Genomic DNA, 22,036 nt, shown 5'->3' with positions numbered 1-22,036 from the left:
GGTGATGTCTCCACCTTCGGAGCCGGGACCACGCAATGTCGTCCGTGGCGACCACGGAAGCACCACTGATCGCGGATGATGGGCGGGTGACTGGCCCGAAGGACGTGTCGGCGCGCGAGGCCGAGGTACTCGCGGCGCTCGCCGGGGACCGCTCGAACGCGCAGATCGCCCACCGGCTGCACATCAGCGTCCGGACCGTCGAGAGCCACATCTCGTCGCTGCTCCGCAAGTACGGCGTCGCGGACCGGCGCGAACTCGCCGCGCTCGCCGGTGCACAGCCGGCGGGCTTCAGTGTGCCGACCGGTCCCAGCACGAGCTTCATCGGCCGTGAGCAGGACCGCGCGGACCTGACCCGGGCCCTGGGGAGCAACCGTCTCGTCAGCCTCCTCGGACCAGGCGGTGTCGGAAAGACCCGTCTCGCCCTGCGCGTGGCAGCCGACGTCGCGGACAGCTATCCGTATGGCGGTGCGGTCGTCGATCTGGTTCCGGTGCGTCCGGGCTTCGTCGTCACGGCGGTCGCTGAAGCACTCCAGGTCAGCGAGCAACCACCCCAGCCCCTGGCGGACGCAGTGGTCGAAAGACTCAGGCGCGGACGCACGCTGCTCGTGCTGGACAACTGCGAGCACCTACTGGACGACGTGGCCGCGCTGGTGTCCCGCATTCTCACCGAAGCGCCTGAGACCGCAGTACTGGCGACGAGTCGGGAGCGGCTCGGTGTGGCGGGGGAGCGGCCGGTACAGCTCGGTCCGCTGAGTGAGGCGGTGCAGCTGTTCCGCGAGCGTGCTGCGTTGGTCGCACCAGAGTTGGCTGAAGACGGTCAGTTGGCAGAGAAGGTGTGCGCCGAGCTGGACGGCGTACCGCTGGCTATCGAGTTGGCCGCGGCGCGGGCCGGTTCGCTGGGAGCTGATGGGTTGCTGGCCGCGCTGGACGATCGGCTGCGCTTGCTGTCGGGCGGGCGGGGTGCTGACGGTCGGCACAGCTCGCTGGCGCAGGTGATGGGGTGGAGTTACGACCTGCTGGATGAGGACGAGAGACAGCTGTTCCGGCGGCTGGGTGTGTTCGTTGGTGGGTTCGATCTGACCGCTGCGGCCGGTGTGACGCCGGACAGCACCATGAGCAAGCTCAGCGACCTGCTCGGTCGCCTGACCGACAAGAGCCTGCTCCACCGCAGCCAGCACGCTGGGACGAGCCGGTGGCGAATGCTCGAGACAGTGCGCGTCTTCGCCCTCGAACAGCTCAAGGACGAGTACGACGAGGTCGCCGCACTGCATGTGGCGTGGGCCGACCGGTCCGCCACCCGCCTGGAACAGCGACTGGTGGACGAGCAGGACTGGCGCCAGGAGTTCGACCTGATCGCTCCGGACCTCCGGGCGGCGGGCAGCGCCACCCGAGATCTCGCGCGCAAGCTCGCGCACCTGACCTTCGCCCGCAGGCGATTCCTCGAAGCGCACGATCACTACCTCAGCGCCGCCTCGCAGGCCACCAACGCGACCGAGTTGTACGCCGACCTGCGCGACGCGGCCGACGCGACGCAGGTGATCGCAGACGGCACGGAGTCGTACCACCTGATGCTCCGAGCCGCCGAACGCGCGGCCGCCGAGGGCAACGAAGCGGTACGGCGAGAGGCGCTGGCGACCGCTGTGATGATCGTGAACCGCTACGAGGTCGCCGTACCGCCGCCGGCTGATGGTGGCGAGAGTCTGCTCGCCGGGGACACGGCCGCGGTCCGGGTGGCCCGGGCGTGGGTGCATCGGCCGGATCTCCCGCTGGCCGAGGCGGCGGTCGCGGCGGCTCGGGAGTCCGGTGATCCGTTGACGATCCTGAACGCGCTCGATGTCTACGGGACGGCGCTCGCCGCGGCCGGACGGTTCCGCGACGCGCGGACCGCGGCCGCGGAGCGGATGGTGCTGGCCGAGACCTTGCCCGAGCACGATCCACGGGCGGTCGCGGAGATCGTGGACGCGTTCCACGTCGCCTCGACCACCGCGGTCGCGGTCGGGGACGTGGCCGAGGCCGTTCGGCTGGCGCGGTTGACGGTGGATCCGGCGCAGTCGCAACCGTTCATCACGGCGCCGCGCAAGGTCCGGGCGTTCGCGCTCGCCGGCCTCTTCGACGAGGCGATCAGGACGGCGGACGCGATGTGGGCCGGCTGGCGCGCCGCCGGCTGCCCGCCGCACGCGTGGATGGCGTCCGGCGCGTCCTGTGCGGCGCTCGCCCACGGACTGCTCGGGACCGGGCTCGCCGAGGTCTGGCAGGCGCGGGCGCTGGAGATGGCGCGGGTGTCCGACGCTGCGGACTCGCCCAGCCTGGCGGCCAACGCGGCGTTCGTCGCGGCCCGCCTGGCGCTGCACGAGTACCCGGGCGAGGCCGACCGGCCCGTCGAGCGGGCCACCGCGTCGTTCCCGGAGCCGTGGTGGGAAGGCTACGCACATGCCGCGGGGGCCGAGTTGGCCGTCGTTGCCGGTCACCCCGACGCCGCCGATCACCTCGAACGCGCCGCGCGCGGCGCGGACCAGAACGCCTGGGTAGGCGCCGCGGTGCAGCGGGGCCGGGGCCGGCTCACCGGGGACCGGAAGCTGCTGCGGGAGGCTGCCGAGCGGTTCGGGACGCTCGGAGCCCGGTTCGAGGCCGAGCACACGCTCGATCTGTGCAGATGAGTCCCGGCAAGCGGGAACAACGGCGGCGGACATACCCTTGAAGTCGTTATGGCTACTTCCGACCGTCGCACGGTGTACCTGGACCACGCGGCGACGACCCCGATGCTCCCGGCCGCGATCGAGGCGATGACCCATCACCTCACGCGCACCGGCAACGCGTCGTCCCTGCACGGCTCCGGCCGCTGCGGCCGGCGGACGGTCGAGGAGGCCCGCGAGTCGATCGCGGCAGGCCTGGGAGCGCAGCCGAGCGAGATCGTCTTCACCTCCGGCGGTACGGAGGCCGACAACCTCGCGCTGAAGGGGCTGTGGTGGGCCCGCCTGGCCGAGGACCCGCGGCGCCGCCGGATCCTGCTGAGCGGTATCGAGCACCACGCTGTCCTCGACCCGGCGATCTGGCTGGCCCAGCACGAGAAGGCCGAGATCGAGTGGCTCCCGGTCGACGAGCTCGGCCGGGTCGCGCCGGACGACGTCCGCCGGGCGATCGAGAGCGACCCGGAGTCCGTGTCGTTCGTCACAGTGATGATGGCGAACAACGAGGTCGGCACGCTCCAGCCGGTCCGCGAGATCGCGGCGATCGCGCAGGAGTACGGCGTACCCGTGCACACCGATGCCGTGCAGGCGATCGGGCAGGTGCCGGTGGACTTCACCGAGCTCGGTGTGGACGCGATGACGGTGTCCGCGCACAAGCTCGGCGGTCCGTACGGGATCGGGGCGCTGGTCGTGCACAAGGAGACCAAGCTGACGCCGATCCTGCACGGCGGGGGACAGGAGCGCGACGTGCGCTCCGGCACGCTCGACGTACCCGCGACGGCCGGGTTCGCGGTCGCGGCCGAGCACGCGATCAAGCACCAGGCGGACGAGGCACGGCGGCTCACCGAGCTGCGCGACGCGCTGATCCACGGCATCACCGGCACGGTCGAGGGCGCGCAGCTGTCCGGCGACCCGACCGGCCGCTTGCCCGGTAACGCACACTTGTCCTTCAGCGACTGCGAGGGCGACTCGCTGTTGTTGCTGCTCGACGCGCGCGGGATCGAGGTGTCCACCGGGTCCGCGTGCAACGCCGGGGTGGCCGAGCCGAGCCACGTCCTGCTGGCGATGGGGTACGACGACCAGCGGGCCCGCGGCTCGCTGCGGTTCACCTTCGGGCACACGAGTACGCGCGCCGACGTCGACGCCGTACTGGAGAACATCGGGCCGGTCGTGGAGCGGGCGAAGTCCGCCGGCCTGCAGAACGTGGGAAGGAACAGCTGATGCGGGTACTCGCCGCCATGTCCGGCGGGGTCGACTCGGCGGTCGCGGCCGCCCGGATGGCCGAGGCCGGGCACGACGTGACCGGAGTGCACCTGGCGCTCAGCCGGAACCCGCAGTCGTACCGCAGCGGCGCGCGCGGCTGCTGCACGATCGAGGACTCCCGCGACGCCCGCCGGGCCGCGGACGTGATCGGCATCCCGTTCTACGTCTGGGACCTGGCCGAGCGGTTCCACGCCGACGTGGTCGAGGACTTCGTCAGTGAGTACGCCGCCGGGCGCACGCCGAACCCGTGCCTGCGGTGCAACGAGAAGGTCAAGTTCAGCGCCGTCCTGGAGCGGGCGCTGGCGCTCGGCTTCGACGCGGTGGTGACCGGGCACTACGCGCGGATCGTGGACACGGCCGAGGGCCGGGAGCTGCACCGGGCGGTCGATCCGGCGAAGGACCAGTCGTACGTGCTCGGCGTCCTGACCCAGGAGCAGCTCGCGCACGCGTTCTTCCCGCTCGGCGACACGGTCAAGACCGAGATCCGTGAGGAGGCCGCCCGGCGCGGGCTGTCGGTGGCGGCCAAGCCGGACAGCCACGACATCTGCTTCATTGCCGACGGCAACACCGCCGGGTTCCTCGGCGCGCAGCTCGGCGAGTCGCCGGGTGACATCGTCGATGCGCAGGGCAACAAGCTCGGCGAGCACCAGGGCACGCACGGATTCACCATCGGGCAGCGCAAGGGCCTCCGGATCGGTACGCCGGCCGCGGACGGCAAGCCGCGGTTCGTGCTGGACATCTCGCCGGTCGACCGGACCGTCACGGTCGGGTCGCGCGAGGAGCTCGCGGTGTCGCAGTTGACGGCGTCCAAGCCTCGCTGGTGCGGTCCCGCGCCGACCGAGGAGTTGCACGTGAAGGCGCAGCTGCGCGCGCACGGCGAGGAGGTTGCCGTGACCGCCCGCGTCGAGGACGGCCTGGTCCAGGTCACCTTCACCGAGCCGACGTCCGCCGTCGCGCCGGGCCAGGCAGTCGTCCTGTACGACGGCACACGCGTCATCGGCTCCGCCACCATCGACACCGTCCAGCGCGCCACCGCTGCCGTATGAGCACGACCGGTCTGGGATCTGTCCCGGGCGACGACATTCGCGAGTGGATGCGCGCCGTGCTCGAGCTGGTGGACATCCCGTTCCTCCCGGAGTTGGCCGCGCGTCCGTACGGCGACATGCTGAGCCGGACTGTCGCCGTACTGACCGAGCTGGCTGCGGATCTGCAGCCGGTCGGGTGGCGGCTGACGGGTGGTGGGGACGCGCGGGCCAGTCTGGACCAGCGGCGGGCAAGGGCGCTGCTGAAGGAAGACCTGGACGTGCTGGAGGAGTACGGCGACGGGTACGAGGGTCCGCTGAAGGTGCAGGTCACCGGGCCCTGGACGCTCGCTGCGGCGATCGAGCGGCCGCGTGGCGACAAGGTGCTCGCGGACTACGGCGCGCGGCGTGATCTGGCGCAGGCACTCGCGGATGGCGTGCAGCAGCACCTGGCCGAGGTCCGCAAGCGGGTGCCGGGCGCTGACGTCGTCTTGCAGCTGGACGAGCCCGGACTGCCCGCCGTACTTGCCGGCGCGGTGCCGACGGCGTCCGGTTGGGGCAAACATCGGTCGGTCGACGGGCCGGGGGCTGTTGAGCTGCTCAGCCTGTTCACCGCGGACGCGCCCACTGTCGTCCACTGCTGCGCCGCCCGTCCGCCGATCGAGGTCTTCACGAAGGCCGGCGCCTCGGGCGTCGCGGTCGACGTCTCGCTGTTGAACACCGCCGCGTGGGACCAGATCGCCGCCGCCGTCGAGGCCGGGACCACGCTGTACGCCGGCCTGGTGCCGACGACCGGCGCCGTACCCGACCCGAGGAAGGCGGCCGCGCCACTCGTCCGCCGCTGGCGCGAACTCGGCCTCGACCCCGAACGGATGAAGGACGTCGTCGTCACCCCCGCCTGTGGGTTGGCTGCCGCTCCGTCACCGGCCGATGCCAGAGCGCGGCTGACAGTCCTCCGGGACATCGTCGACGTGATCGGCGAAGCGGCCGACGCCTGAGCGGAATTGTCGGAGCCCAGCGGTAAATTCTCCTCATGAGCACGGAGGAGACACCTGCGCCCGCGGAGGTTCTGGAGCGTCACGCGGCCCTGAGCAAGGAGATCGAGGACCATCGCGCGCGGTATTACCTGGCCACCCCGATCATCTCGGACGCCGACTTCGACGCGCTGATGCACGAGCTGCAGGACCTCGAGGAGCAGTATCCCGAGCTCCGCACGCCGGACTCGCCGACCCAGAAGGTCGGCGCACCGATCTCCACCCTGTTCACCCCGGTCGAGCACCCGCAGCGGATGGAGAGCCTCGCCAACGCGTTCTCCGCGGAGCAGATGGAGGCATGGGCCAAGCGGCTGGAGCGGGAGGTGACGCTCCAGCAGATCCACGACAGCGGGTTCCTCTGCGAGCTCAAGGTCGACGGCCTCGCCCTCGACCTGGTGTACGAGAACGGCACGCTGGTCAGCGGCGCCACCCGCGGCGACGGCCGCACCGGCGAGGACGTCACCCCCAACGTCCGCACGATCAAGAGCATCCCGAACAAGCTGGACGGCAAGGACCACCCGGCGTTCCTGGAGGTCCGCGGCGAGGTCTACTTCCGCGTCGAGGACTTCGAGGAGCTCAATGCCCAGCTCGTCGAGGCCGGCAAGGACGTCTTCTCCAACCCGCGGAACAGTGCCGCCGGATCGCTGCGCCAGAAGGACCCGCGGGTCTCGGCCAGTCGCCCGCTGCGGTTCGTCGTGCACGGCCTCGGCAAGGTGGACGGCCATCACATCGGCCGGCTGTCCGAGGCGTACGAGCAGCTGAAGGCGTGGGGCCTGCCGACCAGCGACCGCGCCCGAAGGGTCGGCACGCTCGACGAGGTCAACGACTTCATCGCGTACTACGGCGAGAACCGGCACTCGGTCGACCACGAGATCGACGGCGTCGTGGTGAAGGTCGACGAGGTGGACCTGCAGCGCGCCCTCGGCTCCACGTCGAGCGCGCCGCGCTGGGCGATCGCGTTCAAGTACCCGCCGGAAGAGGTCAACACCAAGCTCATCGAGATCGAGGTGAACGTCGGCCGCACCGGCCGGGTCACCCCGTTCGCGCACATGGAGCCGGTCCGCGTCGCCGGGTCGACGGTCGAGTACGCGACGCTCCACAACGCCAAGGAGGTCGCCCGCAAGGACGTCCGCCCGGGCGACACCGTCGTACTGCGGAAGGCGGGTGACGTGATCCCGGAGGTGCTCGGGCCGGTCGTCGACCTGCGTCCGAAGGACCTGCCGGCCTGGGAGATGCCGACGCACTGCCCGTGGTGCAACACGAAGCTGGCGCCGGCGAAGGAGTCCGACGTCGACATCCGCTGCCCGAATTCGCAGTACTGCCAGGGGCAACTGCGGGAGCGATTGTTCTACCTGGCGGGGCGGTCCGCCTTCGACATCGAGGGGCTGGGCTTCAAGGCGGCTGACGCCCTGATCAGCGGTGGACTGCTGGCGGACGAGGGCGACCTGTTCGCGCTCACCGAGGAGAAGCTGGCCGAGAGCCCCTTCTTCACCACCAAGGCCGGTGCGTTGTCGGCGAACGCGCGCAAACTGCTCGCGAACCTCGAGGAGGCCAAGGCCAAGCCGTTGTCCCGGGTGCTGGTGGCGCTGTCGATCCGGCACGTCGGGCCGACCGCGGCGGTGGCGCTGACCGAGGTGTTCGACAACATCGACGACGTCCGGGCGGCGAGCGAGCAGCAGTTGGCCGAGATCGAGGGCGTCGGGCCGACCATCGCGCAGGCGATGATCGAGTGGTTCCAGGTGCCGTGGCACCAGGCGATCGTGGACAAGTGGCAGGCCTCCGGCGTGGTGATGCGCGAGGAGCGCACCGGCCCGACGCTCCCGCAGACGCTGACCGGGCTGTCGGTCGTGGTGACCGGGACGGTCGAGGGCTTCAGCCGGGACGAGGCGACCGAGGCGATCGTCGGGCGCGGCGGGAAGGTCGCGAGCTCGGTGTCGAAGAAGACGTCCTTCGTGGTCGTGGGCGACTCGCCGGGGTCGAAGTACGACAAGGCGGTCCAGCTCGGCGTACCGATCCTGGACGCGGCCGGGTTCCGGGTGCTGCTCGACGACGGTGCGGAGGCGGCGGCCGCGGTGGCGACCACCCCGGCGCCAGGCGAGGGCTGAGCACCCTTCGGAGCACAGCATTTCGAACCCGACGGATCCGGCGGCCGGCCTGAGCCGTCGGACTGTTAGCTTTGCACGTCGGAACGTGGGTCCAAAGGAGCAAATATGACGACGCCGCCGCAGGGACCGTGGGGTCCTGGGCAGCCGGGGGGCCAGCCAGGCGGGCAGCACGGGGGACAAGGCGGCCAGCAGCCGCCGCAGCAAGGTGGCGGCTGGGGACAGCAGCCACCGGGGCAGGGCGGCGGGTGGGGACAACGTCCACAGCAGCCGCAGCAGCCCCCGCAGCAGGGTCAGCCCCCGCAGCAGCCGCAGCAAAATCAGCCGCCGCAGCAGGGCCGGCCTCCGCAGCAGGGTGGCGGCTGGGGACAGCAGGCTGGGCGCCAGCAGGACCAGCCCGGCCAGAACCAGCCCGGTCAGCAGGGGCAGTCCGCGGGTGGTTGGGGCCAGCAGCAAGGCGGCGCCTACCAGCAGCAGTCGTGGGGTCAGCGCTCGCAGCAGCAACAGCAGCAGAGCGGTTGGCACCAGCAGCAGGGCGGACAGCCCGGGCAGCCGCAGTGGCAGCCGGACGGTCCGGGCGGCTCCAAGGGCCCGGGAGGCATCAGCAAGGAGAAGCTGCCGCTGGTCGTCGGCGGCGGTGTGGTCGGCCTCGTGGTGATCGGCCTGCTGATCTTCCTCGGCGTGCGTTTCCTCGGCGGTGACGACACCCCGGAATCGAACCCGACCACGACCACGCAGCCGAGCGGCAACGGCAGCCCGACCACCGGTAACAACCAGAACGGTGAGCTCGGCAACGCGACCGGTCAGGCCAAGGCTGCGACCGACAAGCTGCAGAGCAACGGTTTCGGCTGCAGCGACCTGTTCAACACCGGCCAGGGCGCGCACCGCGGCTGCTTCAAGTACGACGGCACCGCGCAGGCCGAGGCGGTCTTCCAGTTCAAGCCGGACGGCACCATCATCGCGGTGCGCTTCGAATCGGCGAACGAAGACAACCTGAACAACGCCAAGGTGGTCTTCGACCAGGTGCTGCAGGCGGTCGGCAACGACACGTTCGGCGGCGACCAGGTGAAGAAGATCCAGGACGCGGTCACCACCGGGCAGAAGTCGGAGAAGGTCGGCAGCACCTGGGGTGAGTTCCAGCTGCGCAACGACGGCGACTCCCTCGAGCTGTCCGGCGGGAAGTCCGGCGAGGACGCGCTGGACCTGCCGCAGAAGACCTTCGACACCACCGAGGCGCAGATGGTCGCGGCGCTGAAGGCGAAGCAGTACGTCTGCACCAGCTCCTGCACCAAGGAGATCGGCAAGTTCGGCTACCAGCGGGTGTACCTGTACGCCAGCGAGGGCGAGGGCATCAAGGACCTCCAGGTGAGCGCCTCCGGCGACGCCGGGGACGTCAAGAAGGCCCTGAACGCCGGCCTGAACGACGCGTTCGGTGCCCTGAAGGGCGGCGATCTCGGGGCGCTGAAGGCGTACGTCCAGGCGCACAGCGACGGGAAGTCGTACGCTTCTTATGTCGCCGGTTGGCGGGTCGAGATCAGAGGGAACAGCTCGGACAGCTACTCCTCGCAGCAGGTCGAGATCAAGTACGAGACGTTCTACGTCTGAGCGCGCGCGGAGGCTGGATGAAGTTCCCCCGGGAGAAGCGGGAGTCACGGACGGTGGTCAGTCCACCGCCGGAGGCCCTGAAGCGTGTCGACGGCGGTGGGGCCTGGGGCCCCACCCAGTTCGACCTCCCGGACAAGAACGGCAGTAACAGCCAGGCGATCCTGATCGTCGTCCTGGTCGGCGTGGTGGTCCTGCTGATCATCGCGGCCCTGTGGATGCTGGCCTACTTCCAGTTCACCTGAGCAGCACCTGAAGACCCCCGCCCACCAGCGGGGGTCTTCCCACACCCACCCCGAACCGCCAAGCGCGGGCCACTTCACGTGCGCGTGCACAGGTAATGGGGCCCTGGAGCCCGGAATGACCTGTCCGCAGCACCCAAAGACAGTCCCCAGCCCCGCTCGCCACCCACTCGACGCCCCCGGCCTGCCCGCTTGCCGCCTCGCGCCCGCGGGCGGCGTGGTTCGGGGAGCGCCATGCACCCGAATCGACCAGCAGAAGTCCCCAAAGGCGGCGGTCGGTGGGGGCGGGGGCGGGGCGGAGGGGGCGGAGGGGGGTGTCTGTGGGGTGTCAGGAAGTGGCGCGGATGGTCACTGCCAGTGAGGCGAGGTACGACAGACGTGCGACCTCGGAGCCCAGGAACTCGGGACCGCCGCGACGGCCGATGACCAGCACACGGCGCTCGGACTCCAGCGGGGCGGCAACCAGCACCGACTCCGCGAGTCCCTTGTGGTCAGGGGCTTCCAGCGTGCTCGCCTTCTCCATCGGCAGCCAGCGTCCCGCCACGTCGCCGAACTCCGGCGTCGCGCTGGTCTCCAGTGCGACCTTCACCTCGCTGCCGGTGCCGTCCAGCAGCGCTGCCCAGTCCGCGTGCAGCACGGCCGGCGCCTGCTCGACCAGGATGTCGATCGCGTCCGTGGGCGCGGACGTCATCTGCTCGACTGCTTCCAGGTCCATGTGCAGTCCGCCACCGGCGCCGTACCGCGAGAACCAGATGACCTCGACGTCCGGGACGCTGTTGCAGGCGGAGACCAGGCGGTCGGGCAGCACACCCGGCGGCAGGTCGACCACGATGTCGTCGACGGCGGTGCCGTTCTCACGACGGTGCTCGACGATCTCGATCGCGTGGATGTCGGCGTTCACCTCACCGAGGGCCGTCGAGACAACCCCGAGCGACCCCGGCCGGTCGGGGATGATCAAGCGCAGCAGGAACACCGAACGATCATCTCCCAGCCGATCACGTTGCGTGTAACGCCCTGTCGCCGCCCATGTTACAGAGCGGTAGGTGGGACACGCCCGGGCCTCCGGCAGATGAACGTCAGGGGGCGCGGAAAACGGTGGTGCGGGCCCACTAAGCTGTGACCAGTCGTGTCTCCACGACTGTCACCACTGTCACCACCGGCAACGACCCATTGGATCAGTTCATGCCATCGATTACCCGCGAAGAGGTCGCGCACCTGGCGCGACTGGCGCGGATCGAGCTCTCCGACGACGAGCTCGACCACCTTGCGCCGCAGCTCGACCAGATCATCGGACTGGTCGGGCAGGTCAGCCAGGTGGCGGCGGACGACATCCCGCCGACCTCGCACGCCCTGCCGCTGACCAACGTGATGCGCGCCGACGAGAACGTCCCGTGCCTCACGCCCGAGCAGGCGCTCTCCGGCGCGCCCGCCCAGGAGGACCAGCGCTTCCGGGTGCCGCGGATCCTGGAGGAGGACTGACCATGAGCGACCTCACCAGGAAGACCGCGGCGGAGCTCTCGGAGCTGATGACGTCCGGGCAGGCCAGTTCGGTGGAGATCACCCAGGCGCACCTGGACCGGATCGCCGCCGTCGACGGTGACGTCCGCGCGTTCCTGCACGTCGACACCGACGGTGCGCTCGCGCAGGCGAAGGCGGTCGACGACAAGCGCGCCGCGGGCGAGCAGCTGTCCCCGCTGGCCGGCGTACCGCTGGCGCTGAAGGACGTGCTCACCCAGGAGGGTGTGCCGACCACCGCCGGCTCGAAGATCCTCGAGGGCTGGAAGCCGCCGTACGACGCGACCGTCGTGCAGCGGTTGAAGGCGGCCGGGATCGTCATTCTCGGCAAGACCAACATGGACGAGTTCGCGATGGGTTCCTCCACCGAGAACTCGGCGTACGGCACCACGCACAACCCGTGGGACCTGAGCCGGATCCCGGGTGGTTCGGGCGGTGGATCGTCCGCGGCCATCGCGGCGTACGAGGCGCCGCTGGCGATCGGCACCGACACCGGCGGCTCGATCCGCCAGCCCGGTGCCTTCACCGGAACGGTCGGGGTCAAGCCGACGTACGGCGGAACCTCGCGGTACGGACTGATCGCGCTGGCCTCGAGTCTGGACACGCCCGGTCCGTGTGCGCGGACGACGCTCGACGCGGCGCTGCTGCACGAGGTGATCGCCGGTCACGACCCGATGGACTCGACCTCGATCGACCAGCCGGTGCCGGCGGTCGTCGAGGCCGCGCGCAACGGTGACGTCGCCGGTCTGCGGATCGGTGTCGTGAAGGAGCTCGGTGGCGAGGGCTATCAGCCGGGTGTCGAGGCCCGCTTCCACGAGGCGGTCGAGCTGCTCACCAAGCTCGGCGCCGAGGTGGTCGAGGTCTCCTGCCCGCACTTCCAGTACGCGCTGCCGGCGTACTACCTGATCCTGCCGAGCGAGGCCTCGTCCAACCTGGCCAAGTTCGACGCGATGCGGTACGGCCTGCGGGTCGGCGACGACGGCACGAACAGCGCCGAGACGGTGACCAGCCTGAGCCGCGAGGCCGGCTTCGGCGCCGAGGTGAAGCGCCGCATCATCCTCGGTACGCACGCGCTCTCGAGCGGGTACTACGACGCGTACTACGGCCAGGCGCAGAAGGTGCGGACGCTGATCGCCCGCGACTTCGCCAGCGCCTACGAGCAGGTCGACGTCCTGGTCTCGCCGGCCACCCCGACGACCGCGTTCGCGATCGGCGACCGGATCGACGACCCGATCGCGATGTACAAGAACGACCTCTGCACGATCCCGTCCAACCTGGCCGGCAACGCGGCCGCGTCGTTCCCGTGCGGCCTGGCCGACGAGGACAACCTGCCGGTCGGCTTCCACGTGATGGCGCCGGTGATGCGCGACGACCTGCTGTACAAGGTCGGCGGCGCGCTCGAGTCCGCGCTGGCCGAGCAGTGGGGCGGCGTACTGATGACCAAGGCTCCGGAGCTGGGGGTGACCCGATGACTGCAGAGGTTCTCGAGATCGACGACGCGCTGGCGCAGTACGACCCCGTGCTGGGGCTCGAGGTGCACGTCGAGCTGAACACCCGGTCGAAGATGTTCTGCGGCTGCCCGACCGAGTTCGGCGCGCCGCCGAACACCCAGACCTGCCCGGTCTGCCTCGGTCTGCCGGGCGCCCTGCCGGTGGTGAACGCGCGGGCCGTCGAGTCCGCGATCAAGATCGGCCTGGCGCTGAACTGCGAGATCGCCGAGTGGTGCCGGTTCGCCCGGAAGAACTACTTCTACCCGGACATGCCGAAGAACTTCCAGACCTCGCAGTACGACGAGCCGATCGCGTACAACGGCTGGACCGAGGTCGTCGTCGACGGCGAGACGTACCGGATCGACATCGAGCGCGCGCACATGGAGGAGGACACCGGCAAGTCCACCCACATCGGTGGCGCGACCGGACGGATCCACGGCGCCTCGCACTCGCTGGTCGACTACAACCGGGCCGGCATCCCGCTGATCGAGATCGTCACCAAGACGATCGAGGTGCCGCCGGCCAAGGCCGCGGCGGTCGCGCGGGCGTACGTGAGCATGCTGCGCGATCTGCTGCTCTCGCTGGGCGTTTCGGACGTCCGGATGGACCAGGGCTCGCTGCGCTGCGACGCGAACGTCTCGCTGAAGCCGCACGGATCCACGGTCCTCGGCACCCGGACCGAGACCAAGAACGTGAACTCGTTCCGCTCGGTCGAGCGCGCGATCACCTACGAGATCACCCGGCAGGCGGCGATCCTGTCGTCCGGCGGCAAGATCCTGCAGGAGACCCGGCACTGGCACGAGGACACCGGCATCACCACCTCCGGCCGGGAGAAGTCCGACGCCGACGACTACCGGTACTTCCCGGAGCCCGACCTGGTCCCGGTCGCCCCGTCCCGCGAGTGGGTCGAGGAACTCCGCGCGACTCTGCCCGAGGCTCCTTCGGTACGCCGGGCGCGGCTGCAGGAGGACTGGGGGTTCACCGATCTCGAGATGCGCGACGTGGTCAACGGCAACGCGCTCGAGCCGATCGTGGCGACCGTCGAGCTCGGCGTCACCCCGGCGGCCGCGAAGAAGTGGTGGCTCGGTGAACTGGCCCGCTCGGCGAACGAGTCCGGTCAGGAGCTGGACGCGCTCGGCGTCGGTCCGGAGCAGGTCGCCGAGGTGCAGAAGCTGGTCGACGACGGCACGCTGAACGACAAGCTCGCGCGGCAGGTCTTCGAGGGTCTGCTCGCCGGCGAGGGGACGCCGGCGGAGATCATCGAGAAGCGTGGGCTGGCGCTGGTGTCGGACGACTCGGCGCTGATCGAGGCGATCGACCGCGCGATCGCCGCCAACCCGGACGTGGTCGAGAAGGTCAACTCCGGGAAGCCGGCCGCGGCCGGTGCGCTGATCGGCGCGGTGATGAAGGACATGCGCGGCCAGGCGGACGCCGCCAAGGTCCGCCAACTGCTGAACCAGAAACTCGGTATCTGACCCCAACCCTGACGACCGGCCATTTCAGTGGTGAACCGCTGAAATGGCCGGTTCGCATGCGGCCTGCCGCGGGGTAACGGACCACCGGCCGGGTTAACCCCTCAAACGGTCAGGCGGACGGGCGGTCGGGCGGTCGGGCGAGCGGTCGGGCGGTCGGGGGCGAGCGGTCAGGCGGCGTCGCGATGTTGCTCGGGTGGGTGTGGGGCGTCGGCGATCACGCCGCGCTCGACGCGGCCGTCGTCGACGTCGGCCGCGTCCGCGAGCAACGTCTGCGCGACGCTGAGCTCGTCGCTCGGGCAGCGCACCTCGTAGTGCGTCGGCAGGATCTCGGTGCTGACGAGGTCCGGACGGTTGCGGACGAGCCCCCGGAACAGACCCCAGAGCGTCCCGACGAGTACGCCGTACACGAAGCCCCAGACGACAACGGCGAGCCCGGTCAGGGTGGTCTCGGCGACCAGCGTGATGAACACCGCGGTCAGTACGCCGAGAAGGGCGCCTTGCAAGGCACCCAGTGCGGTCAGCTTCACGACCGGGACCGGCCTGCGTCTGCTGACCTGCCGGAGACCGGCGCCGACGACTTCCAGGCTCCTCGCGTCCATCCCGAAGCTTCTCAAGTAGTCGACTGTTCGCTGAGCATCGTCGTATCTGCTCACCGCTGCGATCACGCTGTTGGGGACGCCAGACGCCTGGCCGGTCGGCATACCGATCTCCTCCTCAGGTCATGGGTTTGTTCAACAAGTACCAGACGCCCGAAGAGCTGAAACGGTTGACTGCTCAGGACGTGCTGATCGTCACCCGGAGGATCCGGTCGTCGCCGTCGCGTGGCTGACCGCGGCCGTCGGTGTTGGAGGTGGTGACCCACAACGATCCGTCCGGTGCGGCCTCGACCGTGCGCAAACGCCCGTACTTGTTGGTGAAGAATGCCTGCGGCTCGCCGGTTCGCTTGCCTCCGGCAACAGGTATCGCCCAGAGTCGCCGGCCGCGCAGCCCCGCCATGAAGATGTACCCATGCGCAAACGCGATCCCCGACGGTGAGGCCTCCGACGTCGGCCACTGGGCGATCGGGTCGGTCATGCCGTCCAGGTGGCTGATGCCTTCGGCGGCGGGCCAGCCGTAGTTCGCGCCGGGAGTGATCGCGTTCAGCTCGTCCCAGGTGTTCTGCCCGAACTCCGCGGCGTACAGCTGGTTCCCGTCGAAGGCGAGACCCTGGACGTTGCGGTGGCCCTTGGTGATCCAGACCCGGCCGTCCGGGTTGCCGGGCGCGGCCTTGCCGTCGGTGGTGATCCGCAGGATCTTGCCACCGAGCGAGTTGTCGTCCTGCGAGTTCGGGCGATCCGAGCCGTCGCCCGTCCCGGCGTACAGGTACCCGTCCGGCCCGAACCGCAGCCGGCCGCCGTTGTGGATCGCCGCCTGCGGGATCCCGTCGAGAATCACCTGCTGGCCGGACAGCTTCCCGTTCTGGTACGTGATCCGCGCGATCCGGTTGTCGTCGCCGCTGGAGTAGTACGCGTAGATGTACGGCTTCCCCGGATACCCCGGATCCACCGCGAGCCCGAGCAGCCCACCCTCGGACGACGCCTTGACGCCGTCCACGGCCCCGACATCGCTCACTCGCCCGTCGGCGATCCGCTTGATCTTGCCCGCGTCCCGCTCAGCCACCAACGCACTCTTGTCCGGCAGGAACGTCAACCCCCACGGCACCTGGATCCCCGTAGCCACAGTCGACGCCACCGTCAACGACACCGCCGCACCCGACGCCGCCGTACCGGAAGCAACCGGCGCCGAAGCCGACCCGCTGCTACTCGGAGTCGCCTCCGAACACCCACTCACCAACGCCAACGCAGCCACCACCACCGCCGCCCGACCGCCCACGCCAGTCTCCTCCGCTCGCCTGCCCCCAAAGTAGCGCTCGGTTCAGCTGCCCCAGGTGGGGCGAAGGGGGAAGTGGGAGTTGCCGCGGGCGTCGGGCTTCACGGCCAGGACCTGGTGGAGTTGGATGGTGTTGTGTTCGAAGCCGGCTCGGCTGGCGGCCAGGTAGAGGCCCCAGATCTTGGCGGTGGCGGGACCCACCTCGGCGACGGCCTCGTCCCAGTGGGCGACGAGGTTGCGGTTCCAGGCGGCCAGGGTGAGGGCGTAGTGCTCGCGGAGGTTCTCCTCGTGGCGGACTTCGAAGCCGGCGTCCTGGGCCTCGGAGATGATGCGGCCGGAGCCGATCAGCTCGCCGTCGGGGAAGATGTAGCGGTCGATGAAGGCGCCGGTGTTGCGGAAACGGTTGTCGGGCCGCGTGATGCAGTGGTTGAGCAGGCGGCCGCCGGGGCGTAGGCGGTCGAGCAGGAAACCGAAGTACGACGGGTAGTTGCGCACCCCGATGTGTTCGGTCAGGCCGATCGAGCTGATCGCGTCGAAGTCCCGCTCGGGGACGTCGCGGTAGTCCAGGTACCGCACCTCGGCCAGGTCCTCCAGACCCTCGGACTTGATCGCGGCGGACGCCCACTCGGCCTGCGCCGCGGACAGCGTGACGCCGAGCGCCTGGACGCCGTACTCGCGGGCCGCGTGCCGGACCATCCCGCCCCAGCCGCAGCCGACGTCGAGCAGGCGCATGCCGGGCTTCAGGTCGAGTTTGCGCGCGACCAGGTCGTACTTCTCGAACTGCGCCTCTTCCAGCGTCGCGTCCGGCGACGGGTACACCGCGCAGGTGTAGGTCATCGACGGCCCCAGCACCCACTCGTAGAACGTGTTCGACACGTCGTAGTGGTGGTGGATCGCGGACCGGTCCCGCGCCTTCGAGTGCCGCAGCCCTTCGAACGTACGGCGCCACTTCGGCAGGTGCTCCTGCGGCGGCGGAGGCGGCGGCTTCAGGTGGCTCCAGCCGAGCCCGCGGAGGATGCGGAGGGCCTCGGCCGCCTTCGGCCGCTGGAAATGGAACTGGTCGAGGATCAGCCGCATCAGCTCGTACGGGTCGCCCGGGTGGACGCCGGTGATCTCCAGATCGCCCATCACGTACGCGCGGACCAGTCCGAGGTCACCCGGCGCGGTCAGGATGTAGGACAGCCCGCGCTCGGTGGCCAGGTGCATGTGGATCGGCGAGTCGTCGGGGCCGGCCCCGCTGCCGTCGTACGCCGTGAACCGGAACGGCAGCCCGTCCGGGAGCACGGTCGTGAGGGCTTCGGCGATCGAAACCTGGGTCGCAAGCGTCGTCATCGGCGCGTCACCGCCTTTTCGTAGAGCCCGGTGAGCCGGGCGTTCGGGTCGTAGCGTTGTTTCACCGTGGTCAGGGCCGGCACGTTGTAGAGCCGGTCGAAGGTCTCCCGGTCGTAGTAGGCGTCGGAGTACAGCGATTTGTGGCCGCCGAAGTCCGCGACGGCCTGCTCGATCCGGCGGTTGACGTCGCCGTCCGCGGCGCCGGGCGCGATCGGCACGGTGCCCCAGAAGCCGACGTTCACGTAGATCTCGCCGGGGCGCAGCGGGTACAGCGGCCAGGACTCGGATCCGCGCAGGCGCAGCGGGCAGAGCCAGACCGGGCGCATCCCGACGTTCGCGTCGAACCAGCGCAGGAATCCGGCCAGCTCGCCGACCGGGATCTCCACGTCCTGGACCACCCGCTCGCGGTCCGGGCGGCCGCGCCTCCGGTTCAGCTTGGCCGCGAACTGGTGCCGGTTCTCGAAGCCGACGATCTTGTGGAACACGTCGCTGCGCCGCCAGCGCCGCGGCCACAGCCGCCGTACGACGGGCTGCTGGGCACCGAAGGCGGCCGAGCACCAGAACCAGTCGGTGTCCCAGCGCCACAGGTAGTCGTGCGCGGTGAGGACGTCCTTCGGGCGTTGCTGGATCGAGCGGTAGTAGATCTGCCGGCCGGTGTAGTCGCTGGTCCGGGTCGCGGCGTCGCTGTTCCGCCCGAGCGTGAGATAGACCTCGGACGGGCTGAACGCGACCCCGTCGAGGAAGTGCACCGGCTCGCCGCCGTAGGTGCCGTCAGCAACGATCGCGGAGATCACCGCGGCCAGGTCGTCGAGCCCGGCGCGGACATGCCGTAGGGCGACGTACGGCGAGATCCGGTCGAGCTCGATCCGCAGCCGGGTCGCGTACCCGAGGGTGCCGTAGGAGTTCGGGAACATCCGGAACAGGTCCGCGTGCTCGCCGGTCGGGCGGGCGGTCACGACCTCACCGGCGCCGGTGAGGATGTCGAGCTCGAGCACCGACTCGTGCGGCAGCCCGGCCCGGAACGACGACGACTCGATCCCGAGTCCGGTCACCGCGCCGCCGAGCGTGATCGTCTTCAGCTGCGGCACGACCATCGGCGTCAGCCCGTGCGGCAGGGTCGCCGCGACCAGGTCCTCGTAGGTGCACATGCCCTGGACGTCGGCGGTCCGCGCGGCCGGATCGACGCTGATCACGCCGGTGAGCCTCGACACGTCCAGCCCCGGTCGGTCGAGCTCGGTTCGCGGGCGGAACAGGTTCGAGCTGCGCTTCGCCAGCCGGACCGGCTCGCCCCGCGGGATCCGCTGGTACGACTCCCGGAGCCGCCCGACGGCTTGATCGTGTGCGACCGTCCCCGTCACATCCGATGTCGAAGGCACCGATCCATGCTACGACGGTGTTCGCCCGCCGGCACGGGAGTTCAAACTGTCCGGCGGGCCGAGTAGGTTCGTGGTCATGGCTGAGTTGGTGAAGACATGGCTGCCGTGGGAGGACCCGGATGCGTTCCTCGGCGGCGTCCCGGACGGGTTCGACGTCGATTTCTACTCCGGTGCGGAGCGGCCGAAGTCGCTCGCCGAGGTGGAGTTCTACGTGCCCAGTTACATGGGCGGCGGGGACGTGTTCGACGTCATCCGGGAAATGCCTTCGCTGAAGGTCGTGCAACTGCAGACGGCCGGGTTCGAGCACGCGCAGTCGCGGATCGGCGACGGCGTGACCTTGTGCAACGCACGCGGCGTGCACGACGCGTCCACGGCCGAGCTGGCGGTCGGGCTGATCCTCGCGTCGTACCGGCGGCTGCCGCGGGCGGTCCGCGACCAGGAGCGGCAGATCTGGCCGTCGTCGTACGACGAGGTCGACGACTCCCTTGCGGACCGGACGGTGCTGATTCTCGGATACGGCGCGATCGGCGAGGCGCTCGAGCGGCGGCTGACCGGTTTCGAGTGCGACGTGATCCGGGTCGCGCGGCGCCCGCGGGACGGCGTACACCCGATCTCGGAGCTGCCGGAGTTGTTGCCACGGGCGGACGTCGTGGTGCTGTTGACGCCGGCGACGCCGGAGACCACGCGGATGGTCGACGCGAGTTTCCTGGCCCGGATGAAGGACGGCGCCCTGCTGGTGAACGTCGCGCGCGGTGTCGTGGTGGACACCGACGCGTTGCTGGCCGAGCTCGGGACCCGGCGGATCAGCGCCGCGCTGGACGTCACGGATCCCGAGCCGTTGCCCACCGGACATCCGCTGTGGTCTGCTCCGAACGTACTGATCAATCCGCACCGGGGCGGTGCCTCGACGGCGTTCGCGCCGCGGGTGGCCCGGCTGGTGCGCGCGCAGCTGCAGCGCTACGCGTCCGGGGAGCCGCTGATCAATGTGGTGGCGGGGCCGCCACGGTAGAGGGAGGGACGACGATGTCCGAGGCCGTGCTGCTGATCGGGACCAAGAAAGGGCTCTGGATCGGCCGGAGTGACGCGGGCCGCCGCGAGTGGCGGCTCGACGGTCCGGTGCCGGAGTTCGAGATGCAGAGCGTGTACGCCGTGGGCGTCGACACCCGCGGCGACCAGCCGCGCCTGTTCGTCGGTGGCACCAGCGAGCACTGGGGCCCGGCCGTCTTCCATTCCGACGACCTCGGCGCGACCTGGGCCGAGCCGCCCGAGGGCTCGATCGGGTTCCCGGCCGACGCCGGCGCGTCCCTCGAGCGGGTCTGGCAGATCCAGCCCGCGCCACCCGGGCAACCCGGCGTGGTGTACGCCGGGACGCAGCCGTCGGCGTTGTGGAAATCGACTGACGGGGGAGTGACGTTCGAGCTCGTCCGCGGCCTCTGGGACCACCCGCACCGGTCCGAATGGGGCGCCGGGTTCGGTGGCCAGGCGGTGCACACGGTCCTGCCGCATCCGACCGATCCGGAGCGGATGAGTGTCGCGATGTCGACCGGCGGCGTGTACCGGACCGCGGACGGCGGCCGGTCGTGGGAGCCCGCGAACCAGGGCATCCAGGCGAAGTTCTTCCCGGACCCGTATCCCGAGTTCGGTCAGTGCGTCCACAAGCTGGCGGCGCATCCCGACGTACCGGAGCGGATGTTCGCGCAGAATCACCACGGGGTGTACCGGTCGGACGACGGCGGGGCGATCTGGAAGTCGATCGCGGACGGCCTGCCTTCGGACTTCGGGTTCCCGATCGTGGTGCACCCGCACGAGCCGGAGACCGTGTACGTGTTCCCGCTGGTCGCGGACGCGAACCGGATCCCGACCGAGGCGAAGTGCCGCGTCTACCGGTCCCGCGACGCGGGTTCCACCTGGGAGCCGCTGTCCGTCGGGCTGCCCGACGTGTCGTACGTGCCGGTCCTGCGGGACGCGATGAGCACCGACACCGCGGACCCGGCCGGCGTGTACGTCGGGACGCGGGACGGCTGCGTCTACGCGAGCGCCGACGCCGGTGACAGCTGGGTCGAGGTCGCGCGGCACCTGCCCGACGTCCTCACCGTGCGAGCTGCGGTGCTGGGGTGATCGCGGTCCGGCTGCCCACCGTGTTGCGGCCGTTCGCCGGCGGTGCCGAGCGCGTCGAGGTCGAGGTCGCCTCGCCGCCGACGGTGGCTGCGGTCTTCACCGCGCTCGAGGCCGAGCACCCGGCGCTCCGCCGTCGGCTCACCGACGAGCAGGGCGCCGTCCGGCGGCATGTGAACATCTACCTCGGCAACGACAACATCCGCGACCTCGCCGGCCTCCAGACCCCGCTCGCCGAAGGCGACGAACTGCTGATACTCCCGAGCGTCGCCGGCGGATAACCCGTAGCGTCGGTCGGCATGAGCACCGTCCTCCTGCTGACCGGCCCGTCGGGCTCCGGCAAGACCACCATCGCCCGCCTCGTCGCCACCGACGCGGCGCGCCCGACCATGCACCTCACCACCGACGAGTTCTACCGCGGCATCCGCACCGGCTTCGTCGCGCCGTACCTGCCGGGGTCCCAGCGGCAGAACGAGGTCGTGATCGAGGCGATCGTCGCGACCGTCGAGGTGTATGCCCGCGGCGGGTACGACGTGGTGGTCGACGGGGTCATCGGGCCGTGGTTCCTGCAGCCGTTCCGCGACGCGGCCGCGAAAGCCGACTGGACGATGTCGTACGTCGTCCTGCGCCCGGACCTCGGGACGACGCTGCAGCGTGGACAGGCGCGGCCCGTTCCCGAACTGACCGACCCCGAAGCGCTCACCGGATTGCACGGTGCGTTCGCGGATCTCGGCGTCCTGGAGCGGCACGCGCTCGACACCACGCGGCTCGACGCGGACGCGACGGCTGCCGAGGTCCGGGAAGCTGTTGCCTCGGGCTCCCACCTGCTCAGCGCCAACGGCTGAGGACACCCTGTCACCATCCGCGCCGGGGGGTTGTGGGCCCGGTCCGCGCCGACCTACATTCGCCGGA

19 protein-coding genes are annotated in these 22,036 nt (G+C 70.3%); 14 read left to right on the top strand and 5 right to left on the bottom strand.

Translation table 11 applies throughout. The features are described 5' to 3' along the window. The first annotated feature begins 86 nt into the window (after window positions 1-86). The 7 genes from ACFYRH_RS20695 (at window position 87) to ACFYRH_RS20665 (ending at window position 9,955) form a co-directional block, all read left to right on the top strand. Complete coding sequence (locus ACFYRH_RS20695; RefSeq protein ID WP_387777306.1) at window positions 87-2,657, top strand: ATP-binding protein; 2,571 nt, start codon at window positions 87-89, stop codon at window positions 2,655-2,657. 48 nt (window positions 2,658-2,705) lie between these two features. Further along, the gene (locus ACFYRH_RS20690; protein ID WP_387777303.1) at window positions 2,706-3,908 is read left to right on the top strand and encodes a cysteine desulfurase family protein; all 1,203 of its coding nucleotides are present in this window, start codon (window positions 2,706-2,708) and stop codon (window positions 3,906-3,908) included. Beyond that, entirely contained in the window at window positions 3,908-4,996 is a 1,089-nt protein-coding gene (mnmA, locus tag ACFYRH_RS20685) for a tRNA 2-thiouridine(34) synthase MnmA (RefSeq protein ID WP_387777300.1), read from the top strand. The genes ACFYRH_RS20690 and mnmA overlap by 1 nt, the downstream gene beginning before the upstream one ends. Beyond that, window positions 4,993-5,970 carry a methionine synthase vitamin-B12 independent gene (locus ACFYRH_RS20680; protein WP_387777297.1) on the top strand — a complete coding sequence of 326 codons (978 nt, stop codon included), beginning with the start codon at window positions 4,993-4,995 and terminating at the stop codon, window positions 5,968-5,970. Before mnmA ends, ACFYRH_RS20680 begins: the two co-directional genes overlap by 4 nt. A gap of 35 nt (window positions 5,971-6,005) precedes the next feature. Continuing rightward, on the top strand, window positions 6,006-8,111 hold the full coding sequence (ligA, locus tag ACFYRH_RS20675; RefSeq protein WP_387777294.1) for an NAD-dependent DNA ligase LigA: 2,106 nt from the start codon (window positions 6,006-6,008) through the stop codon (window positions 8,109-8,111). 105 nt (window positions 8,112-8,216) lie between these two features. Further along, window positions 8,217-9,713, top strand: coding sequence for a hypothetical protein (locus tag ACFYRH_RS20670; RefSeq protein WP_387777291.1), 1,497 nt, complete (start codon window positions 8,217-8,219; stop codon window positions 9,711-9,713). Window positions 9,714-9,730: 17 nt separating this feature from the next. Beyond that, complete coding sequence (locus ACFYRH_RS20665) at window positions 9,731-9,955, top strand: hypothetical protein (RefSeq protein ID WP_387777288.1); 225 nt, start codon at window positions 9,731-9,733, stop codon at window positions 9,953-9,955. A 325-nt stretch (window positions 9,956-10,280) separates the two neighbouring features. On the opposite strand, the gene ACFYRH_RS20660 is transcribed toward ACFYRH_RS20665, so the two are convergent. Next, entirely contained in the window at window positions 10,281-10,925 is a 645-nt protein-coding gene (locus ACFYRH_RS20660; protein WP_387777285.1) for an amino acid-binding protein, read from the bottom strand. 209 nt (window positions 10,926-11,134) lie between these two features. On the opposite strand from ACFYRH_RS20660, the gene gatC reads away from it, so the two are divergent. From gatC to gatB, 3 genes are read left to right on the top strand one after another with little or no spacing between them, the layout of a single operon-like run. Then, a complete protein-coding gene (gatC, locus tag ACFYRH_RS20655; RefSeq protein WP_387777282.1) occupies window positions 11,135-11,431 on the top strand; it encodes an Asp-tRNA(Asn)/Glu-tRNA(Gln) amidotransferase subunit GatC in 297 nt (98 codons plus the stop codon). A 2-nt stretch (window positions 11,432-11,433) separates the two neighbouring features. Continuing rightward, window positions 11,434-12,939, top strand: coding sequence for an Asp-tRNA(Asn)/Glu-tRNA(Gln) amidotransferase subunit GatA (gene gatA, locus ACFYRH_RS20650; protein WP_387777279.1), 1,506 nt, complete (start codon window positions 11,434-11,436; stop codon window positions 12,937-12,939). Then, window positions 12,936-14,432: an Asp-tRNA(Asn)/Glu-tRNA(Gln) amidotransferase subunit GatB gene (gene gatB / locus ACFYRH_RS20645; RefSeq protein ID WP_387777276.1), complete on the top strand. Its 1,497-nt coding sequence runs from the start codon at window positions 12,936-12,938 to the stop codon at window positions 14,430-14,432. The genes gatA and gatB overlap by 4 nt, the downstream gene beginning before the upstream one ends. Before the next feature lie 167 nt (window positions 14,433-14,599). Here the strand turns inward: gatB and ACFYRH_RS20640 are convergent, their stop codons facing one another. The 4 genes from ACFYRH_RS20640 to ACFYRH_RS20625 form a co-directional block, all read right to left on the bottom strand. After that, window positions 14,600-15,133, bottom strand: coding sequence for a general stress protein (locus tag ACFYRH_RS20640; protein ID WP_387777273.1), 534 nt, complete (start codon window positions 15,131-15,133; stop codon window positions 14,600-14,602). 73 nt (window positions 15,134-15,206) lie between these two features. After that, window positions 15,207-16,304 carry a PQQ-dependent sugar dehydrogenase gene (locus ACFYRH_RS20635; protein WP_387777270.1) on the bottom strand — a complete coding sequence of 366 codons (1,098 nt, stop codon included), beginning with the start codon at window positions 16,302-16,304 and terminating at the stop codon, window positions 15,207-15,209. Window positions 16,305-16,346: 42 nt separating this feature from the next. Further along, complete coding sequence (locus ACFYRH_RS20630) at window positions 16,347-17,633, bottom strand: class I SAM-dependent methyltransferase (protein ID WP_387777267.1); 1,287 nt, start codon at window positions 17,631-17,633, stop codon at window positions 16,347-16,349. Then, window positions 17,630-19,009: an FAD-binding oxidoreductase gene (locus ACFYRH_RS20625; RefSeq protein WP_387777264.1), complete on the bottom strand. Its 1,380-nt coding sequence runs from the start codon at window positions 19,007-19,009 to the stop codon at window positions 17,630-17,632. Before ACFYRH_RS20625 ends, ACFYRH_RS20630 begins: the two co-directional genes overlap by 4 nt. A 76-nt stretch (window positions 19,010-19,085) precedes the next feature. Here ACFYRH_RS20625 and ACFYRH_RS20620 point away from each other — a divergent pair, with 76 nt between their 5' ends. The 4 genes from ACFYRH_RS20620 to ACFYRH_RS20605 are packed head-to-tail and all read left to right on the top strand — an operon-like array spanning window position 19,086 to window position 21,969. Then, the gene (locus ACFYRH_RS20620) at window positions 19,086-20,018 is read left to right on the top strand and encodes a 2-hydroxyacid dehydrogenase (protein WP_387777261.1); all 933 of its coding nucleotides are present in this window, start codon (window positions 19,086-19,088) and stop codon (window positions 20,016-20,018) included. Between the two features lie 14 nt (window positions 20,019-20,032). Continuing rightward, window positions 20,033-21,127, top strand: coding sequence for a WD40/YVTN/BNR-like repeat-containing protein (locus ACFYRH_RS20615; protein WP_387777258.1), 1,095 nt, complete (start codon window positions 20,033-20,035; stop codon window positions 21,125-21,127). After that, entirely contained in the window at window positions 21,124-21,405 is a 282-nt protein-coding gene (locus tag ACFYRH_RS20610) for a ubiquitin-like small modifier protein 1 (protein WP_387777255.1), read from the top strand. Before ACFYRH_RS20615 ends, ACFYRH_RS20610 begins: the two co-directional genes overlap by 4 nt. Before the next feature lie 18 nt (window positions 21,406-21,423). After that, window positions 21,424-21,969, top strand: coding sequence for an AAA family ATPase (locus tag ACFYRH_RS20605; protein WP_387777252.1), 546 nt, complete (start codon window positions 21,424-21,426; stop codon window positions 21,967-21,969). Window positions 21,970-22,036 lie beyond the last annotated feature (67 nt).

It is taken from the genome of Kribbella sp. NPDC004875 (assembly GCF_042873375.1).
Lineage (GTDB): Bacteria > Actinomycetota > Actinomycetes > Propionibacteriales > Kribbellaceae > Kribbella.
This window is presented reverse-complemented; position numbering and strand designations above follow the sequence as displayed.

What these genes read in the sequence shown, in the direction of transcription:
- gatC (WP_387777282.1), top strand. Translation starts at nt 11,135, where the DNA reads ATGCCATCGATTACCCGCGAAGAGGTCGCGCACCTGGCGCGACTGGCG.
- ACFYRH_RS20630 (WP_387777267.1), bottom strand. Translation starts at nt 17,633, where the DNA reads ATGACGACGCTTGCGACCCAGGTTTCGATCGCCGAAGCCCTCACGACC.
- gatB (WP_387777276.1), top strand. Translation starts at nt 12,936, where the DNA reads ATGACTGCAGAGGTTCTCGAGATCGACGACGCGCTGGCGCAGTACGAC.
- ACFYRH_RS20605 (WP_387777252.1), top strand. Translation starts at nt 21,424, where the DNA reads ATGAGCACCGTCCTCCTGCTGACCGGCCCGTCGGGCTCCGGCAAGACC.
- ligA (WP_387777294.1), top strand. Translation starts at nt 6,006, where the DNA reads ATGAGCACGGAGGAGACACCTGCGCCCGCGGAGGTTCTGGAGCGTCAC.
- ACFYRH_RS20680 (WP_387777297.1), top strand. Translation starts at nt 4,993, where the DNA reads ATGAGCACGACCGGTCTGGGATCTGTCCCGGGCGACGACATTCGCGAG.
- ACFYRH_RS20640 (WP_387777273.1), bottom strand. Translation starts at nt 15,133, where the DNA reads ATGCCGACCGGCCAGGCGTCTGGCGTCCCCAACAGCGTGATCGCAGCG.
- ACFYRH_RS20615 (WP_387777258.1), top strand. Translation starts at nt 20,033, where the DNA reads ATGTCCGAGGCCGTGCTGCTGATCGGGACCAAGAAAGGGCTCTGGATC.
- mnmA (WP_387777300.1), top strand. Translation starts at nt 3,908, where the DNA reads ATGCGGGTACTCGCCGCCATGTCCGGCGGGGTCGACTCGGCGGTCGCG.
- ACFYRH_RS20665 (WP_387777288.1), top strand. Translation starts at nt 9,731, where the DNA reads ATGAAGTTCCCCCGGGAGAAGCGGGAGTCACGGACGGTGGTCAGTCCA.
- gatA (WP_387777279.1), top strand. Translation starts at nt 11,434, where the DNA reads ATGAGCGACCTCACCAGGAAGACCGCGGCGGAGCTCTCGGAGCTGATG.
- ACFYRH_RS20690 (WP_387777303.1), top strand. Translation starts at nt 2,706, where the DNA reads ATGGCTACTTCCGACCGTCGCACGGTGTACCTGGACCACGCGGCGACG.
- ACFYRH_RS20620 (WP_387777261.1), top strand. Translation starts at nt 19,086, where the DNA reads ATGGCTGAGTTGGTGAAGACATGGCTGCCGTGGGAGGACCCGGATGCG.
- ACFYRH_RS20670 (WP_387777291.1), top strand. Translation starts at nt 8,217, where the DNA reads ATGACGACGCCGCCGCAGGGACCGTGGGGTCCTGGGCAGCCGGGGGGC.